The sequence below is a fragment of the Paenibacillus allorhizosphaerae genome (assembly GCF_042659105.1).
Taxonomy (GTDB): Bacteria; Bacillota; Bacilli; order Paenibacillales; family NBRC-103111; genus Paenibacillus_G; species Paenibacillus_G allorhizosphaerae.
Window position 1 is genome coordinate 232,315 of the sequence record NZ_JBHSRV010000004.1, and the last position, 14,959, is coordinate 247,273.

The 14,959-nt window shown below is 54.9% G+C and carries 15 protein-coding genes; 4 read left to right on the plus strand and 11 right to left on the minus strand.

Annotated elements, in window-relative coordinates; translation table 11 throughout:
- Window positions 1-10: 10 nt before the first annotated feature.
- From ACFQI7_RS17405 to ACFQI7_RS17420, 4 genes are all read right to left on the minus strand, one after another.
- Window positions 11-325 carry a UxaA family hydrolase gene (locus ACFQI7_RS17405; RefSeq protein ID WP_218098104.1) on the minus strand — a complete coding sequence of 105 codons (315 nt, stop codon included), beginning with the start codon at window positions 323-325 and terminating at the stop codon, window positions 11-13.
- Window positions 326-371: 46 nt separating this feature from the next.
- Window positions 372-1,280 (minus strand): fumarylacetoacetate hydrolase family protein, encoded by a 909-nt coding sequence (locus ACFQI7_RS17410; RefSeq protein WP_218098105.1) that lies wholly within the window; start codon window positions 1,278-1,280, stop codon window positions 372-374.
- A gap of 66 nt (window positions 1,281-1,346) precedes the next feature.
- The gene (locus tag ACFQI7_RS17415; RefSeq protein WP_218098106.1) at window positions 1,347-2,120 is read right to left on the minus strand and encodes an SDR family NAD(P)-dependent oxidoreductase; all 774 of its coding nucleotides are present in this window, start codon (window positions 2,118-2,120) and stop codon (window positions 1,347-1,349) included.
- Between the two features lie 53 nt (window positions 2,121-2,173).
- Window positions 2,174-2,923 carry an IclR family transcriptional regulator gene (locus ACFQI7_RS17420; protein ID WP_218098107.1) on the minus strand — a complete coding sequence of 250 codons (750 nt, stop codon included), beginning with the start codon at window positions 2,921-2,923 and terminating at the stop codon, window positions 2,174-2,176.
- Between the two features lie 353 nt (window positions 2,924-3,276).
- On the opposite strand from ACFQI7_RS17420, the gene ACFQI7_RS17425 reads away from it, so the two are divergent.
- Genes ACFQI7_RS17425 through ACFQI7_RS17435 form a run of 3 tightly spaced genes read left to right on the plus strand, consistent with a single transcriptional unit; the run spans window position 3,277 to window position 6,755 of the window.
- Window positions 3,277-4,239, plus strand: coding sequence for an AAA family ATPase (locus tag ACFQI7_RS17425; RefSeq protein WP_218098108.1), 963 nt, complete (start codon window positions 3,277-3,279; stop codon window positions 4,237-4,239).
- A 51-nt stretch (window positions 4,240-4,290) separates the two neighbouring features.
- The gene (locus ACFQI7_RS17430; protein ID WP_230414770.1) at window positions 4,291-5,409 is read left to right on the plus strand and encodes a DUF58 domain-containing protein; all 1,119 of its coding nucleotides are present in this window, start codon (window positions 4,291-4,293) and stop codon (window positions 5,407-5,409) included.
- The gene (locus tag ACFQI7_RS17435) at window positions 5,406-6,755 is read left to right on the plus strand and encodes a DUF4129 domain-containing protein (RefSeq protein ID WP_218098109.1); all 1,350 of its coding nucleotides are present in this window, start codon (window positions 5,406-5,408) and stop codon (window positions 6,753-6,755) included. Before ACFQI7_RS17430 ends, ACFQI7_RS17435 begins: the two co-directional genes overlap by 4 nt.
- A 75-nt stretch (window positions 6,756-6,830) precedes the next feature.
- Here the strand turns inward: ACFQI7_RS17435 and ACFQI7_RS17440 are convergent, their stop codons facing one another.
- The 5 genes from ACFQI7_RS17440 to ACFQI7_RS17460 all read right to left on the minus strand — a co-directional run bounded on the left by ACFQI7_RS17440 (window position 6,831) and on the right by ACFQI7_RS17460 (window position 12,081).
- Window positions 6,831-7,319: a GNAT family N-acetyltransferase gene (locus tag ACFQI7_RS17440; protein WP_218098110.1), complete on the minus strand. Its 489-nt coding sequence runs from the start codon at window positions 7,317-7,319 to the stop codon at window positions 6,831-6,833.
- Window positions 7,320-7,544: 225 nt separating this feature from the next.
- On the minus strand, window positions 7,545-8,321 hold the full coding sequence (locus ACFQI7_RS17445; protein ID WP_218098111.1) for a LutC/YkgG family protein: 777 nt from the start codon (window positions 8,319-8,321) through the stop codon (window positions 7,545-7,547).
- A complete protein-coding gene (locus ACFQI7_RS17450) occupies window positions 8,314-9,801 on the minus strand; it encodes a LutB/LldF family L-lactate oxidation iron-sulfur protein (protein WP_218098112.1) in 1,488 nt (495 codons plus the stop codon). Before ACFQI7_RS17450 ends, ACFQI7_RS17445 begins: the two co-directional genes overlap by 8 nt.
- The gene (locus ACFQI7_RS17455) at window positions 9,779-10,528 is read right to left on the minus strand and encodes a (Fe-S)-binding protein (protein WP_218098113.1); all 750 of its coding nucleotides are present in this window, start codon (window positions 10,526-10,528) and stop codon (window positions 9,779-9,781) included. Before ACFQI7_RS17455 ends, ACFQI7_RS17450 begins: the two co-directional genes overlap by 23 nt.
- 221 nt (window positions 10,529-10,749) lie before the next feature.
- Window positions 10,750-12,081: an ABC transporter substrate-binding protein gene (locus ACFQI7_RS17460; protein WP_218098114.1), complete on the minus strand. Its 1,332-nt coding sequence runs from the start codon at window positions 12,079-12,081 to the stop codon at window positions 10,750-10,752.
- 281 nt (window positions 12,082-12,362) lie between these two features.
- On the opposite strand from ACFQI7_RS17460, the gene ACFQI7_RS17465 reads away from it, so the two are divergent.
- The gene (locus ACFQI7_RS17465; protein WP_218098115.1) at window positions 12,363-13,235 is read left to right on the plus strand and encodes an AraC family transcriptional regulator; all 873 of its coding nucleotides are present in this window, start codon (window positions 12,363-12,365) and stop codon (window positions 13,233-13,235) included.
- Between the two features lie 4 nt (window positions 13,236-13,239).
- Here the strand turns inward: ACFQI7_RS17465 and ACFQI7_RS17470 are convergent, their stop codons facing one another.
- Together ACFQI7_RS17470 and ACFQI7_RS17475 are read right to left on the minus strand one after the other, a co-directional pair.
- The gene (locus ACFQI7_RS17470) at window positions 13,240-13,956 is read right to left on the minus strand and encodes a FadR/GntR family transcriptional regulator (protein ID WP_218098116.1); all 717 of its coding nucleotides are present in this window, start codon (window positions 13,954-13,956) and stop codon (window positions 13,240-13,242) included.
- A gap of 74 nt (window positions 13,957-14,030) precedes the next feature.
- Window positions 14,031-14,903 carry a helix-turn-helix transcriptional regulator gene (locus tag ACFQI7_RS17475; RefSeq protein ID WP_218098117.1) on the minus strand — a complete coding sequence of 291 codons (873 nt, stop codon included), beginning with the start codon at window positions 14,901-14,903 and terminating at the stop codon, window positions 14,031-14,033.
- Between the last annotated feature and the right edge of the window lie 56 nt (window positions 14,904-14,959).

Below are 14,959 nucleotides of genomic sequence, written 5' to 3' on the forward strand. Positions count from 1 at the left end.
TCTCACGTTCTCACGCTTTGGCTTGATCCCCGCGTCCGCGGATGCCTTCGACATTATGCACATGCACGTGCTGCCCGGCCTGAATGGCGCATGTCGTGCGCCCGATCACTTCGCCGTATTTGCGGATATCCGTGCCTTCGGGAATGTCGGCGACGGCGATTTTATGACCGAACGGAACAGGATCGATCAGCGTCAGCTCCAGCACTTGATCCTGTACCCGGTAAGTAACGCGTTCCCCTGCCTGCAAATCTTTAATGGCCGTCGCAACATGGTCGCGCGTATCCATCACGAGCGCGTCGGCGCCCGAAGTAATAGGTGCTGCCATTGAACAATGTGCCTCCTTTGGCTCCTTGCGGTAGCTTAGCTTTGCGTTATGCTTGCTCGTTCACCATGCGGTTCGTCAGCGAACCGAGCTTCTCGATTTCGATCGTAACGACGTCGCCGTCTTTCAAGTACACTTGCTTCACTTCCGGATACCCCAGTACGACGCCTTCCGGCGTTCCCGTCAAAATAATGTCGCCCGGCACAAGCGTCATATGATGCGAAATATAGCTGACGATTTCATCGCAATGGAAAATCATATCCGAAGTGTTCGAATTTTGGCGTACTTCGCCGTTTACGATGCAGCGGATGCTCAAATCGTTCGGGTTCCCCACCTCGTCGGCAGTGACCAGGTACGGTCCGAGCGGACTGAAGCCGTCGCATGATTTGCCGAGCAGCCATTGCTGCGTGCGCATCTGCAGGTCGCGAGCGGACAAATCGTTCACGTTGCAGTAACCGAATACGTGGCCGAGCGCATTTTCTTTGGAAACGTACTTCGCTTCCTTGCCGATCACGATCACGAGCTCCGCTTCGTAATCGACTTTGCTCGTCACGCGAACCGGAAGCGGCACATCTTGGCCGTGGCCCGTCAACGTGTTGTTGAATTTATTGAACAAAATCGGGTATTGCGGAATCGGCGCGTTCGTCTCTTCCGCATGCTTGCGGTAGTTGAGCCCGACGCAAATGATTTTGTTCGGATGCGTCACGCATGGCCCCAAAGTCAGCTTGGATTCGTCCAGTACATAAGCGTCGCTGCCGCCTGCGGCAAGCGCCTTGGCGACGAAAGCTTCGAGCGCGCTGACCGCCGACTGACCGCCGTCAATGACTTCGTGCACATTGCGCGCTACGTTTCCGTCCGCTTGAACGGCCTCAAGCGCTTTCGCAATATGTACGATGCCGCGATCCGTTTTTACGCCAAGCTGCTGGCGTCCGTTCTCTATAAAAGTGAGCAGTTTCATCTCTGTTTTCTTCCTCCTTGAAAGTCGCTTGGTATTTCAATAAGAGCTGAACGAACGCGGTAACCGTTATCCGTTCTTCCCGAATACGACGCCGCCGTCGATATAGAGCGGAGAACCCATCATGAAACGGGAATCATCCGATGCCAGGAACAACGCCGCTTTGGCCACATCGTCCGGACGCAGCAGATCGCCGCTGAGCTGGCGCTTCTTGAGCGATTCGTAGCCCGCCTCCGGGTTGTCGTACGATTTCTTCAAATAATCCTCGACAAACGGCGTCAGCACGGTACCCGGCAGCAGCGCGTTCACTCGAATATTATACGGCGCATAATCGACCTGCATCGATTTGGTCAATGCGAGTACAGCGCCTTTCGTTGCCGAATAGGAAGCTCTGCGGGCTAATCCGATTTCGGCGATGCAAGAAGACATATTGATGACCGAGCCGTCCTTTTGTTCCATCATATGCGGAAGTACGTATTTGCAAGGCAGGTAAACGCCGCGGATATTAATGTTGATGACGCGGTCCCAGGCGTCCGGCTCAACCTCGTGAATCGCGCCGACGCCGCTGACGCCCGCATTGTTGAACAATACGTCGATCCGCCCGTATTTGGCGATGATCGTATCGACCATCGACTTCACGGAATCGGGATTCGTCACGTCCGCTTGTACGAAGATCGCGCTGCCGCCGGCTTGACGAATCTCCTCCAGCGTCTCCAGCCCTTTCTCCTCCAACAGATCGTTGACGATCACGGTAGCGCCTTCTCTCGCGAACAGCAGCGCCGTGCTTTTCCCGATCCCGGAGCCGGAACCGGTAATAAGAATAATTTTGTTCTGCAATCTCAACAGGCTCACATCCCTTTTTTACGTATTATAGCAATATGAATCCGCGTCTTGGTTCAGCTGTGCGACAGCCGTTTGGCAAGGGCGCATATTTCCGCCGTCGCCAGCTCCCGCTTCTGCTCCCATTCATGCTGGAACATGGAGCAGCTGATCGCCGCCACGACTTCTCCGTCGCTCCCGCGCACCGGTGCCGCCACGCAGCAAAAGCCCATCACCGCTTCCTGCAAATCAAAAGCGTAACCGGCTTCCCGCACTTCGCCGAGCTGCCTAATAAGCTCCTCGCGGCTTTGCAGCGTGTGCGGGGTTAAACAAGGACCGAGCGTGTCTTCGGCAAAGAGCGCCTTTACATGGTCCGGCTCCTGCCAGGCCAGCATCGCTTTGCCGAGTGCGGTTGCGTGGGCAGGCAGCTTCTTCCCCGGCTCCGATGCAAGCCGTACCGGGGACGGCATCTCTTCCTTGGCCAGATACAGCACCTCATGCTGCTCCAGCTTGGCAAGCTGAATCGTTTCCTGAATGATGTGCTTCGTTACGGAGGCTTCCTTGCGGAATCGGTCGATCAGGCTGAATTGCTTGAAAAATGCATTGCCGATATACCCCAGCTTCGACCCCAAAGAATAAGTGCCATCCTGCTCGCGCACGGCCCAGTCAAGCGCTTCCATGGTGTTCAGCAGCGAAAACATGGAGCTCTTGTTAATGCCAAGCCGTTTCGAAAGGTCGATCAGCTTCAGCCCGGAAGGCTGTTCGGAAATGGCCAACAGCACATCGTTTGCTTTTTCCAATGCGGGTACCCAATACTTCTTTTCCATGCGTCCTCCATCTGTCCAAAAGCTTGTGGTTTAGTATAATAAACCACGGTTTTGTATAATGACAATTTCATAGTACCATCCATCTTTTGCAGGTGTCAATGCGAAAATGCCTGCCTTTGCGTGGGAATTTCAGTGTTCCATCCGACTTCAACCGACGCTGATCACGTTGCGAGATTGCAACCTTCAACCTCACACTGCATAATAAAAATTAATCTTGCTTAAACATCCTCGATTTCCTCTTCGCAACCATATATACTTATTTTTGCAACCGTGAAACCACATCATATCAATCATCCAAATCATGGAGCATCAAAACCGTCGATTTTACTTCGTGTTCAAAGGAGCGATCATTCATGCCGTTTATGCAAATACGGGAGCTTGCCGACCGAATCCGCAGCAACGTCGGCCGGGTAATTGTGGGAAAAGAAGAAGTGGTCGACAAATTGCTGATCGCGCTCATCTCTTCGGGGCATGTGCTGCTCGAAGACGTACCGGGCACGGGAAAAACGCTGCTCGCCAAAGCAATGGCCAAGTCTCTCGGCTGCAGCTTCAAACGCATTCAATTTACGCCCGATTTGCTGCCGTCGGATTTGAGCGGCATTCATTACTATAATCAGAAGCTGTCTGAATTCGAATTTCGTCCGGGACCGCTGTTCGCAAACGTTTTACTCGCTGACGAGATCAACCGTGCAACGCCAAGAACGCAATCGAGCCTGCTCGAATGCATGGAGGAAAGACAGATCAGCATTGACGGGGAAACCCATCGTCTCGGTCGTCCGTTTCTCGTGATCGCCACGCAAAATCCGGTTGAAAGCCAGGGCACCTTTCCGCTGCCGGAAGCGCAGCTCGACCGTTTTCTGTTCAAAGTAAAGATGGGCTATCCGACAGCCGAGGAAGGCTTGGACATTCTGAAAAGATTCAAAGAAGCAAGCCCGCTGGAGTCGATTGAAAGCGTTGCCGATGCCTCGGATATCGTAGTAGCCCAAGATACGTACGCCAAGGTCGCTGTGTCCGACGATGTGCTTGCCTATTTGCTGCAAATTGTAGAGAGAACGCGGGTTCACGCTGACGTCGCCGTAGGTGTCAGTCCGCGGGGCAGCCAGGCGCTGCTGAAAGCGGCACAGGTGCACGCCATTATACGGGGGCGCGATTTTGTCACGCCCGATGACGTGAAAGCGATGGCAGAGCCGGTGATGGCTCACCGGATGCTGCTAAAGGCAGCTCTTCGCTCGCGTCAAGCCGAGGCCGTCCGCACTATCATTGAAAAAATATTGCTGGACGTCCCCGTACCGGCGGAAGCCAAATCGTACGCTTAACGTTTCGTTGTATGAAATGTTCTTTCATTATCAGGAATAGGGTGTGATCGATTGGGGATTCATTGGTTTCTCTTCATCGCCGCCATCGTGATTGCCGCGCAAGCCTGGATATTCCGCAGCTTCGGAGCGCAGAAGCTGAGCTATGAGCGATATTTCAACGTAAGAGCGTGTTACCCCGGCGACAAAGTGGAGATGGTGGAGCGGCTCTCCAACCATTCGCCGCTGCCGGTTCCGTGGTTGCGGCTCGAATCGCTCATTCACGGCAATCTGAAATTCGGACAGCAATTCAATCTCGATATTAGCGACGGTACGATGTTTCAGAACCATCGCAGCTTTTTCAGCCTGATGCCGTTTACGAAAATTACGAGACGCCATAAAATCACGTGCCTGGAACGCGGCTGCTATCGTCTGCGAACGGCAACGCTGACCACAGGCGACATTATCGGGCTTCATAAGACCAGCAGGCAGCTGACGGTGGACGGCGAGCTGCTCGTCTATCCACGCCCGATTCCGCTCGAGGAGATCGATTTGCCGACCCACAGCTGGCAAGGGGATTTTACAGTGCGGCGCTGGATTGTCGACGACCCTTTCATGATTGCCGGTGCGCGGGAGTACCGGACGGGCGATCCGCTCAAGGGCGTCAACTGGAAAGCGACGGCGCGAAGCGGCAAGCTGCAGGTGCACCAGCACGATTTTACCGCGGAGCACCGGCTGCTTATATACTACAACGTTGAGGATCACGAAGGGATGTGGGATCAGGTCAACAATGTGGCGCTGATGGAAAAAGGGATCTCCTATGCCGCCGCATTTGCGGAGCTCGCCATTGAACGAGGAATGGACGTAGGCTTCGGAACGAATGCCCATTCCATCGACGATCCGAGCGAACCGGTGCGGGTGGTGCCGATGAGCGGGTACGCGCAGCTGGAATATATGCTCGAAACGATGGCGAAGCTGATCGTGGCCCGCTGCCTCCCGTTCGATTACTTCTTGGATGAGGAAGTGGAACGGGCCGTATCGGGGATGGACATACTCATTATTTCCACTCATGTCAGCGATAAAATGCTTGGACCGATGGAGCAGCTTAGGCGAAACGGCAATGCGGTGAACGTGTTCCTGCTGCAAGAAGATGAGGCCAAGCCACGGCCGAAGGAAACGGAGGTCGGCGCATGATGATCACAGCGATGGCCGCTAGCGGAAAAGCGCTTGCGAGAGGATGTATCGAGCTGCTGTTGTTTTTCCCGCTGTTTCTGCTGCTGACCTTGTATGTATTGCCCGAATCGCCCGGCCGATGGTTATGGCTCGCGACGCTGCCGCTCTGCCATTGGGCCGGTTATGCGCTTGGCCGTGTAAGTTTTCTGCGAAGCTTCGTTCATCTCCCGCTTCTGCTGTGTCTGGCCGCCGCCGCCTTGCTGCATTCGTACGCATGGATGGGCGGAACAGCCCTGTTCCCTTACATATGGCCGGCTGGCTTCGTATTCGGCTACCGCGGTTCCCGGACGGCGGTTGTGCGGTGGATCGAATATTTTCCGCCCGGTTATTATGTCGTAGGGATTGTATTATACTTTGTTACGTCGATTTTCATGCGCTTCATTCCTTTTATGGAGTCCACGTTCGCCCCTTACCAGCCTTTGCTGCTCTGGTGCGGCATCCCTTCGCTCGCCTTGATGATGCTCATGGTGAACCAGAGTTACTTGAAGCAGGAGACATTGTCGGGGAAAAAAAATGCTCCGCTCACCGCTTCCGTGCTGTGGCAGAACCGCGCCTTGGCAATGGCCTTATTCACTGCTGCCGTGCTGATTGCCGTATTCCCTTTACTGCAGCAAGCGGTCCTATGGCTGAAAGAGAAGCTGCTCGGCGGATTCAATCTCAGCGGGAATCCTTTGAAGTTCGAACTCGCGCCCAAAGAAGCACCGAGACCGCCGCGCGTTAGCGAAATGCCTTCCACCCCTCAAAGTGAGCCGTCGGAGTGGTTGATCTGGCTGCAAAAAGCGGGGATGATCCTCGTGTATATTTTTATGGGCGCGGTTATCATTTTTATCGTATACCGGCTCGCACGATTGCTTATCGGCTGGATTCGGAACAGCTACAAATGGCTGCTCGAGTTTCTTAGCCAAGGCGAACGCAAAGATAACGGGATCGGGTACGAGGACGACGTGGAAAGCATCATGGACTGGAGAGCGTTCCGAAACGTATTTGCCTCGCGATTCGGCAGCCTGTTCAAAAACGCCCACAGAGAGCCCCGATGGGATGAATTGCACAATAATCGGGAGCGGGCGCGCTACCTGTATCGAGCGATGTTAACGATGGGCAGGAAGGCGGGGTACAAAGCAAAGCCTTACTTGACGCCGAAAGAGACAGGACAAGAGCTGGGGCGCTGGGAGACGCAGCTTTGGCTCACACCGGAGCCGGTTGTGTCCGTGTATGAAAAAGTGCGCTATGGCGACAAAGAGGTCAGCGATGAAGAGATTGTCGCGGCCAAGCAGGCTTTGGACGGGAGGATGAAGGAAATGGAATAAGCACGAGCGCTCACTTTTGCCGCGTATGACGGTGAAGGAAGGCGCTCGTTTTTTTGCGCGTGCGGTTAGTTCACTTCAGCAAGACCGGAACCGATGGATCGGACCGTCCCACTCCGGTTCGCGCAGCTCCTCGAACCGTCCTTCGGTATATTCGGAAATGATGCTGGACCAGAACCGGCGCGCCGGCATGTTTTCCTCGATTTGCTTCACTCGCCAAACGCCCCGGAACCGGTCGAACAAATGGAACGCAAACTCCCTGCCGAGACCCGATCGGCGGTACTTGCGCATAATAAAATATTCGGCCATCGCGTATATGGCGATGCCTTCCTCCGTTTGACCAAGCTGCCGCACCATGGCGAAACCGGCCAACTTGCCGTCCACCCGAACAAAAAAGACGTGCCTGCCTTCCTCCGTCCAGTAATGGTCCAAATATGTATACCCGTAAAGTCCGTGTTCATTCACGTCCTCCGGATCGAACTCGGTAAAATCGTACTTATACAGTTCCAGCAAATTCCTCAGCACCGATTTTTGTTCTATCGGTACCGGATCGATCGTTATCTTCATGGTTTGCTCCCCCAATCCATTTTTACTGCTTTTCGGCTCGTTATCGTTATAGAAAGTATCATTAAAGAGGCTCATCGCTATTGTACCTTATCCTCCGGAGACCAGAAAACCGATTGTTTCATTGTAACCAAAAAATCCCGGCCTCGCTGGAGACCGGGATCGGGCTTCTGAATTTCTGCATCGAAACGGGGTACGGAATATGCTCTCCTTGCGCCAAGGTCCGTCTTACTTGATAATGACCGCGTACACTTTGCCGGGCCCATGGATGCCGATCGTCAAATCGTTCTCGATGTCGGCGCTTCGGCTCGGTCCGGTAATCAGGTTAAGCGAGGAAGCGTACTGCTCCGGGGATGCCTTGCCTGCGGTGATCTCCGCGAACGCTTCGCCCATGCGGTTTACGAGCTGGTCAGCCCGAAACACAGCGAACAATATTTCCGTCAACAGGCTGACGGAACGGCCGCGCTCCCGCGAGCATTGCAGCACAAGCGTCGCCGTGTTCGCTACCGCGAAGTCCGGCCATACGACGCCGAGCTGGCAGCGCTCCGTGCGCCTCAGCAGCTCGCTGCGCGCCGACCAATTCGAGCCGGGCTCGGCGGCAGCGGCAGCGGCGGCCTCGCCCTCGTCCTGCGGGATTTCCCGCCATGGCACGACTTCGACCCCGGCGGCGGCGAGTGCAGCGTCGAGCCCGAGCGCCTGAAGTCCTTCGTGTTCCCAGCGGGACACTTGCTTCACACCGAGCTCGGCGGCCACTTCCTGCAGCCAGGCGCCGATACGCTCGCCGGCCTCGGCTTCTTCCACAACGAGAGCTTTGCCGGTCAGCGCGGTCCAGTTCTCAATGAATGATTCGATCTTCTCTTCCGTCGTACGTTCGATTTCCTTATAGAACTCCGGAGCCCCGCGGAACGAATGCGCCGGCGGTACGGGTGAAACGGCCTTGCGTCCCAAGCGGGACGACAAATTCGCAATGAACGCTTCCCGGCCTTGAATGGTCCCCTTAGTCATGTCGATGCCCACCTTCCTGCGGCTCCATCGGCCGGGTCTGCTTCAATTCCTTTTGCAATTCCTCCCAACGGTCGCGGAACGAGCGCTTCGGCTTCATCGGCAGGAACCGCGACTGGGTCCAACCGGCACCGGGGCCGGGCGCTTTCGTAATGAAGCCTTTGCTGACAAAAGGCTTCATCGCATAGTAGGCGGACTTCGTCGCCAAACGGTACAGCGTGACGTTCCCGAACGTCGTCTGGAACGTCTTGAAGGCGGCGCGCTCCGCGAGCGGCGTCAGCCCGAGCCGCACTTTGCGCGCCCGCAGCTGCACGAGCATATCGTGCAGCGGGATTTTGACCGGGCATGCCTCATAGCATGCCCCGCACAGGCTGGAAGCGTAGGACAGCTGTCCCGCTTCCTTCATGTCCTGCTGCAGCAGCGGCGTCAGCACGGCCCCGATCGGGCCGCTGTACACGCTGCCGTAGGTGTGACCGCCCACGTGACGGTACACGGGGCACACGTTCAAGCACGCTGCACAGCGGATGCAGTGCAGCACTTCCTGGAAGACCGGGTCGCCGAGCTGCGCGGAACGTCCGTTGTCAAGGACGATCAGATGCAGCTCCTCCGGTCCGTCGAGCTCCCCTTCGCGGCGCGGTCCGGTAATCATCGACGTGTACGTCGTCAGCTTCTGGCCCGTCGCGCTGCGCGCAAGCAGGTTAAGCACGACCTCGAGATCGTCGTAGGTCGGCACAAGCCGCTCCATGCCCATAATGACGACGTGGCACTTCGGAATCGTGGACACCATCCGCCCGTTGCCCTCGTTGGAGACGAGGGTAATCGCGCCGGATTCCGCCACGCCGAAATTGCAGCCGGTCAGTCCGATGTCCGCTTCCAGAAAGTAATTGCGCAGCCGCTGCTTGGCATAGCCGGCCAGCACTTTCGTCTCCGGGACGAACGACTCGCCGGCTTCCTCGGAGAAAATATCGGCGATTTGCTGCTTGTTCTTATGAATCGCCGGGATGATCAGATGCGACGGCGTCTCTTTGGCGAGCTGAAGAATGTATTCGCCGAGGTCCGTCTCGATCGCTTCGATGCCCCGCTCCTCCAAATGATGATTGAGATGGATTTCCTCCGAAACCATCGACTTGCCCTTCGCCACAAGCTTAGCCCGGCGTTCTTCGGCGATCTCGAGGAACGTCTTCACCGCTTCGTCCCCGGTCTGGCAAAAGTGCACATGTCCTCCCGCTTTAGACACATTGTCCGTAAACTGGGTCAAATAGTAATCGAGGTTGTCTACGACGTGCTTGCGAATTTGCTTGCCCCGCTCGCGCCACTCTTCCCAATGGCCGAAGTCGTCCGACGCTTTCAGCTTGCCCGTCTTCAATTTATCGGTCGTAAATGCCACGGCTTTCCGCAAAAAATCGTTCGCCAGCGCTTCTTCCGTCCGCTTTTTCAGTCCGGTGCCGATCAGCTCTTTTTCACTTGCCGTGTTTCCGCTCACCGTTCTTCACTCCTTCCTCCAGCAGCTGGGCCAAATGCATGACGCGCACCGGCTTGTTTTCCTTGTTCAGACGCCCGCCGATGTTCATCAAACACCCCATATCAGTCCCGACCAATACGCCGGCATTCGTCGCGCATACGTTGGCGGCCTTCTCGCACACCATCGCCTCGGACATATCAGCCATCTTCACCGCAAACGTACCGCCGAAGCCGCAGCAGTCTTCTTTTCGGGGCAAATCGATGAGCTCGAGCCCCTCGACATTCGCCATCAGCTCGCCGGGCTCCGTCTTGACGCCGAGGAGCCGCATCGCATGGCAAGACGGATGATAGGTCACCTTTTCCTGGAAAACGGCGCCCAAATCTTTGACGCCAAGCACCCCGACGAGAAACTGCGAAAACTCGTACGTCTTCGCGATCAACCGCTCCGCCTTCGCCTTCCACTCCGGCTCGTTTTCGAACAGCTGCGGATAATAGTGATGCACCATGCCCGTACAGGAGCCGGAAGGCGACACGACGTAGTCGCTGTGGTCGAACGCGCGGATCAAATTGCGCGCCACCTCGCGCGCTTCGTCCTGGTAGCCGCTGTTATAGGCCGGCTGTCCGCAGCACGTTTGCAGCTCGGGAAAATCGACCTCGCACCCGTACCGGTGCAGCAGCCTGACAACGCTTTCGCCAACCTCGGGATACATTTGGTCGGCCAGACAAGTAATGAACAGAGATACTCGCATAAACGATCGCTCCATTTTTTTAAAAGTTTGATTTCGTTACTTATCAGGTTATCAGATAAGTTGCTTTTTGAAAAGAGGCATCGCCCGCCTTTTTTCCGTGCATTCCACCGTTTTTGCAGCATAGGGTCTGTTTCCTTTTACCTTGCCATTACGACAAAAAGAACCCGTGTCCTGTAACCCTGCAGGGACGAGTCCTATATGTTCCGCCGCATCAGTGCGGTTTACTTGCTATCGGCTTTCAGCTCATTGATCTTCTTGTTAATCGATTCCTCTATCGTCCGCAGCCCGGTATTGACGTCGACTTCTCTGGTAAACACTTTGAGCAGAGGCGTCCATAGGTTGGCCTGTACGCTACCCGAGTATTTGGAAAACGGAGCCGGAGCCGCCGCATGGGACGGAATTGCCGCCTTCAAATTTTTTCCGGCCAACTCGGGTACGTCCGCGCCAAATACGTTATTTACCGCAGTATCCTTTAGCGCCGATATCGTTCCCGTTCGGGAAAGCATGGTCTGGAACTCGTTGGACAGCAAATATTCGATTACCCGGAACGCTTCCTGATGATGCTGAGTGCTGGCCGTCAGTCCGATATAGGTTGCCGGCGATTGCGATCCTACCCCCGGCTTGGAGGAGAACGACGGAAGCGAGGCGTAGTCCATATCGAATAATTCCTTCGTTACGACAGCCGACGTAAACGTCGTCGCTTCCATGGCCGTAATCCCTTTTTCGCCGAAACGTTTCCAGTCCATAATATCTTTTGCTTCCGGAGTGCCCACTTCGTTTCCGGATATTTGATAAAATCGCGCAAAATTGCGAATCAGCTCGCCCCACTGCGCCGTATTGACGCTAGCGCGCTCCGTCTTCGGATCGACCATCCCGAGGGACAACTGATTGTAATCGATGACATGCACCGAAAAATCAATCCCTCGGTACATCACGCCGTTATCCTGCCGCGTCATTTTTCGGGCAAGCTCATACACTTCATCCCATGTCATCCCGTCGCGCGGGGGAGCAACGCCGAACTTCTCAAATAAGTTTTTATTGTAGTGCAGGACCACGTTTCTCATCGCCAGGGGCAAACCCGTTATTCCCTTGTTAAAGGTGTCTTTCATCACTTGAATCGGTTCGGGATACAATCGGTTTTGGTCAAAATTGAATTGTTTGATCAAGGCGGACATATCGTAGGCTAGGCCGAATTCGGCTAAATCCCGGGGGTATGCAACCGGATCGCTGTAAAAAATATCGATCGGCAGGCCCGCCGCAACGATATCGGCCGCTTTCATATTGCTGTACACTTTGAAGCTGAGATGAGGGTACTTTTTTTGGATATACTTTCCGTAGGTATCCATAAATCCTTGCTCCGACACGTAACGGCCGCCATAAATTTGCAGCTCGACCGGCTCCAACGTTTCTTTCGCAGGCAACGGGTTTTGGGTCTCCGTCTTGGAAGATTTGTCTTTCGCAACGTCGCTGCCCGTCGAACATGCCGGTACGATACCGGCCGCAACTAGCAATACCATGAGCCGTACCGTGAACCGTCCTTTTCCGTCCTTCATCCGCCAATGCCCCCTATTAACAAAAAACTTACTCACGCGTGCAATCTGCACTCTTTTCAAGCTAGAACAAGCCTGAACCTATGGAGTCTGACTTTTTGCAATTCCTGGTATCGTATGGGCGTTCTCCGATGATTGTAGACGCTTTTAAAATTTATTATAGTAGGGATGAGCGAAGCGATCGTCGCATTTTATTGGTTGGATGTTCGATTTTTTTGAGATTCAGAAAATTTCACTTCAAGCTTTTCTTACATTGGGATGCCACCTAAGGGAGGGAAAAAGCGGTGTCGCGTTTTCTTGAATTCCAAGATGCCTTGACGCTCAAAAAATTCGGCAAAGACGATCTGCCCTTTTATGTCATCATCAGCAGGTTAACGAAAAATTACAGGCTTCATTACCACAACTTTGCCGAGCTGTCGCTTGTTATCGAAGGAACCGGAGAGGAAAGACTGAACGGGAAAAGCCATGCTTTGCAGCGGGGTACCGTATCGTTTCTGCTTCCGAACCACATGCATGAAATCGTGATTCCGCCGGGAACGGCGCTTGCAAAATATTGTTGTATGTTTGATTTGAATATTGTATTGTCGGACGGCTGCGATCCGATCGTTCGCAATCAAATTTTAAAGATCGGCAGCGAGCTTCCGTCGCACTACGATTTGAGTGGAGAACAGCTGAACTATTTTTCCAAGCTGATGGAAGATACGTTCAAGGAGTACAACTCCGACCAGCTCGGTAAAAATACGATCATTAAGTCAAAGCTTTCGGAAGCTTGCGTCTTTTTGCTGCGTACGGTTCACAGCCAAGGCCCATCCGATCCCGGCATAAGCCCGGGTAGACCGGGCATCGTCATGGACATGCTGAAATATATACACCGGCATTACAACGAACCTTTGTCATTATCCAAACTTTCGGAAACGATGGATCGAAATGCGAGTTATTTAAGCAGTTTATTCAAACGTCATGTCGGACAGTCTTTCGTCGGATACATGCATGCGCTCCGGATCGGGCGGGCCGCCAGCTTGCTGTCTGCAACCACCATGTCCGTGTCAGAAGTGGCGCTTGAGGTCGGATTTGACAACTTCCGCACCTTCTCCAAAGTATTCAAGGAAGTAAAAGGGCTGACTCCACAGGAATTTCGGCGTCAATCGGAGCAATGACGCCCTATTGCTTCAAATATTGCATCAGCACCTGTTCGACATGGAACAGATGGCTGCGCATTTGTTCTTGCGCCGCATCCGGATCCTGCCGCCGGATCGCTTCATATACGGCCAAATGCTCCTGCCACAGCCGGTGCGAAACGGTGCGGCTTGCGTACATTTGCAGCCGCCTCGTCTCACGGATGGCCGTCTGCATTTGCGAGGAAATGGAATCGATCATCCGCATCATGATCGAATTGTGGGTTGCCTGCGCCAGCACGAGATGGAACTCAATGTCCGACCGCTCCCCTTCCACCTCGTCGCCCAGATGCTCCTCCATCCGTTTCAGCACGGCCTCGAATTTGCGCAAATCGTCTTCCGTCCGCTTCTCCGCCGCCAAAGCGGCGTTCGAAATTTCGAGCGCCTTCCGTGCTTCGATCAGCTCGATCACCGTCTCCCGGTTCATGAGCAGCGCATTAAATTCGGGCAGCTCCACGTCCTGCGAGTCGATGCTGCGCACGTAGCTGCCTTCCCCTTGACGGCTCTCCACGAGCCCCATCGCCTTCAACCCGCTGAGCGCTTCGCGGACCGTGGAGCGCCCTACCTGAAACCGCTCGGACAGTTCCTTGGTGGAAGGCAGCTTTTCCCCGGGCTTCAGTTCTCCCGCGACGATCCGTTCTTTGAGTTGATCCGCAATCACTTCATGTATTTTGCGCGGCGCCGCAATTTTCTGAATGTCCAACCGCTCTCGTCCCCCGTTCGGCAAATGTTTGTTATCCCCATTATACCCGCTTTCCTGCACAGCACAACGCAGGCTCACACATAGCCGCTCGCCGCGTGACGGTATACGCCGGGACTCGCGCCGACCGTTTTGCGGAATAGGCGAATAAAATAATTGTAATCGGCGTAGCCGACCTGTGCGGCCACCGCCTGCACAGGCAGTCCCGTTTGACGGAGGAGCCGCTTCGCTTCCTCCATCCGGATGACGTGGTGATACTGCAGCGGGCTTAGCCCCGTATGCTTCCGCAAGCACCGGGCCGCATAATCGACGTCAAAATGAAGCGCCTCCGCCATTCGTTCCGCCCGGTACGGCTCGGCGAGCCGCGATTCCAAATACCGTTTCACCTGATCGGCTACGGCAAGTGACCGGCTCCCCCTTCGGTTTCCGCGAAGTCCCGATTGCAGCTGCGTCAGCAGCTTCCCGAGCAGAACCTGCAAATCAATCGCATGCTCCATCGTAAGCGAGCTCCGCAAACGCAGCATCTCCTCCAGCATCGGCAGGAGCGGATTCAATTCGACCGGGCCGTGCTTCGGCAGGTACAAATATTGGTCGACCGGACTTTGGTCGGAATCGGTGCCTTGTCGCACAACCGCCGACCAAGCGACGGACTTCTCCGGCAATCGCTGAACGGCGGGACTGTGGGAAAAGTGCAGCCAGTAAATTTCCGTCGGTTCCGTGCAAGGCCGGTAGCCGATATGGGCGCGCCCCGGCTCCAGGAGCAGCATGCCGCTCCCGGAAATCTCATACTCTTGGTCTTCCTCCGACATATACAACGTGCCGCTGCATACGATTAACAGATCATATACATCAAACGTTCGGGGAAAATGGCGCATCCCGGGCCTCCACACCGAATGGCCAGCCGTCAAAAACTGCGGCAGCGGCGGGATGAGAAGCTGCAAACAATCCAAGGGTGAACCCCTCCTGTCACCGATTGTGCTTTTACCTCATTGTACATGCCCGCCCC